The organism is Polaromonas sp. P1_E1_2 (genome assembly GCF_056406035.1).
This window is the reverse complement of the sequence record NZ_JBFUAZ010000609.1, coordinates 1-2561: the sequence shown is the minus strand read 5'-3', so window position 1 is coordinate 2561 and position 2561 is coordinate 1. Positions and strand designations below refer to the sequence as shown.

Below are 2561 nucleotides of genomic sequence, written 5' to 3'. Positions count from 1 at the left end.
GGGCTGGCGCAGGCCGTCAGCAGCGCGGCCAGCAGCAACGCAAGCGCCAGGCGCAGCGGGAAAAACACGGAAATGGCGCCGCCCTGGGTGCCGGGGCCCGCGGGCGTTGGGTGGGCAAAAGTAGTCATGACGAATGGATACACCAAGGTTCAATTTTGTTCCACGGCGGGGGGCCGCTCAAGTAAAGTCGGCGCATGCGCTGACAGCGGACCGGGCTTTGGGGCAGGTGCCGCAGCGGGCCGGAAAGGCCAGTATGCACGGATGACAGACAGGGAGACACCATGAAGTGGGAAGGCAATCGCGAATCCGACAATGTTGAAGACCGGCGCGACGGCGGTGGCGGGGGAGGCGGCTTCGGCTTTGGGGGCCGCAGCGTCGGCATCGGCACCATCGTGGTTGCGCTGGTGGGCGGCTGGATCTTCGGCATCAACCCGATGACCATCCTGAGCCTGCTCAGCGGCGGCGGATCCCCCGCACAGGTGCAGCAGGGCCCGGCCCCCAAGCCGCCGGCCGATGACCGCATGGCGAAATTCGTCTCGACCGTGCTGGCGGACACCGAAGATGTCTGGACCGACGTGTTTGCCAAGGGCGGCGGCACTTACCAGAAGCCGCGGCTGGTGCTCTTTCGTGGCGCCACGCAAACTGCCTGCGGCCAGGGCCAGGCCGCCATGGGGCCGTTTTACTGTCCGGGCGACCAGAAGGTCTACATCGACCTGGGCTTTTACGAAACCCTCCGTAACCGTTTGGGAGCACCCGGCGACTTCGCCCAGGCGTATGTGATCGCGCATGAGGTGGGCCACCATGTGCAGAATCTGCTGGGCATTAGCGGCAAGATGGACCAGATGCGTGGCCGCGTCAGCAAAGCCGAATACAACGCCCTGAGCGTTCGCCTGGAGTTGCAGGCCGACTGTTTTGCCGGTGTGTGGGCGCATAACGCGCAGAACGCGCGCCAGATACTGGAGCAGGGCGACGTGGAGGAGGCCATGAACGCCGCCGCCAAAATCGGCGACGACGCCCTGCAGCGGGCCGGCGGCGGCGCGGTGGTGCCCGAAAGCTTCACCCACGGCACCAGCGCCCAGCGCCAGCGCTGGTTCGACACGGGCCTGAAAACCGGCAGCGTGAAGGCCTGCGACACCTTTAGCGCCCGCAGTATTTAGCCGGCAGCCAACAATTAAGAGTGAAATCGGGCTGTAGCCCTTTACTGACGCGCGCAAACAGCTATAAAATAGATAGCAATAAAGGGGTGTTGCCCCAGTGGCTGCCCTGGCCCAAATGGCCCTGAAAGCGCAGTGGGCCGGCAAAACCGGCATCGGGGCCTAAAGTGCGACAATAGAAGGCTGAGGAAGCGCTGCAACAGCCCCATCACGGTCGGTGACCGTGCCACGCCGGGCGGCCTGCCGCGCTCCCTTTCTTGTCAATGGTGCAGCGGTGCCGTTGGCTGCCAGCGCGCCGGTCCGCGCGCCCTTCGCAAGACAACCCGCAGAGTACCGCCGAGCCTTTTATGACATCCTCTTTTTCCAATCTTTCGCTGGCAGAACCGCTGGCCCGCGCCGTAGCCGAAATGGGCTACGAAACCATGACCCCCATCCAGGAACAGGCCATCCCGGTCGTCCTGCAGGGTAAAGACGTCATGGGCGCCGCGCAAACCGGCACCGGCAAGACTGCGGCTTTCGCGTTGCCCCTGCTGCAGCGCATGATGAAGCACGAGAACGCCTCGACGTCGCCAGCCCGCCACCCGGTGCGTGCGCTGGTGCTGCTGCCCACGCGCGAACTCGCCGTGCAGGTGGCCCAGCAAGTCGAGCTGTACGCCAAATACACCAATCTGCGCAGCACCGTGGTGTTTGGCGGCATGGACATGAAGCCGCAGACGGCCGAGCTCAAAAAAGGCGTTGAAGTGCTGGTGGCCACGCCGGGCCGGCTGCTTGACCACATTGAAGCCAAGAACGCCGTACTCAATCAGGTCGAATACGTGGTGCTCGACGAAGCCGACCGTATGCTGGACATCGGCTTTTTGCCCGATCTGCAGCGCATCCTGAGCTACCTGCCCAAGCAGCGCATCACCTTGCTGTTCTCGGCGACTTTTTCGCCTGAAATCAAGCGCCTGGCTTCCAGCTATTTGCAGGATCCGGTCACGATCGAGGTCGCCCGTTCCAACGCTACAGCTTCCACCGTCGAGCAGCATTTCTACAGCGTGGGCGCCGACGACAAACGCCGCGCCCTGCACCAGATCCTGAAACAGCGCGGCATGAAGCAGGCTTTTGTGTTCGTCAACAGCAAACTCGGTTGCGCACGGCTGGCGCGTTCCCTGGAACGTGAAGGCCTCAAGACCACGGCGCTGCACGGCGACAAGAGCCAGGACGARCGCCTSAARGCGCTGGAAGCCTTCAAGAAGGGCGAAGTCGACCTGCTGGTGTGYACCGACGTGGCGGCGCGCGGCCTGGACATCAAGGATGTGCCCGCRGTGTTCAACTTCGATGTKCCCTTCAATGCCGAAGATTACGTGCACCGCATCGGCCGTACCGGCCGGGCTGGCGCATCGGGCCTGGCAGTGAGTTTTGTTG

2 protein-coding genes are annotated in these 2561 nt (G+C 63.7%); both read left to right on the top strand.

Translation table 11 applies throughout. The features are described 5' to 3' along the window. Nucleotides 1-281 precede the first annotated feature (281 nt). Entirely contained in the window at nt 282-1157 is an 876-nt protein-coding gene (gene ypfJ / locus AC1D1P_RS20665; RefSeq protein ID WP_477668100.1) for a KPN_02809 family neutral zinc metallopeptidase, read from the top strand. 344 nt (nt 1158-1501) lie between these two features. Beyond that, on the top strand, nt 1502-2561 hold a 1060-nt coding region (locus tag AC1D1P_RS20660; RefSeq protein WP_477674249.1), incomplete at its 3' end, for a DEAD/DEAH box helicase.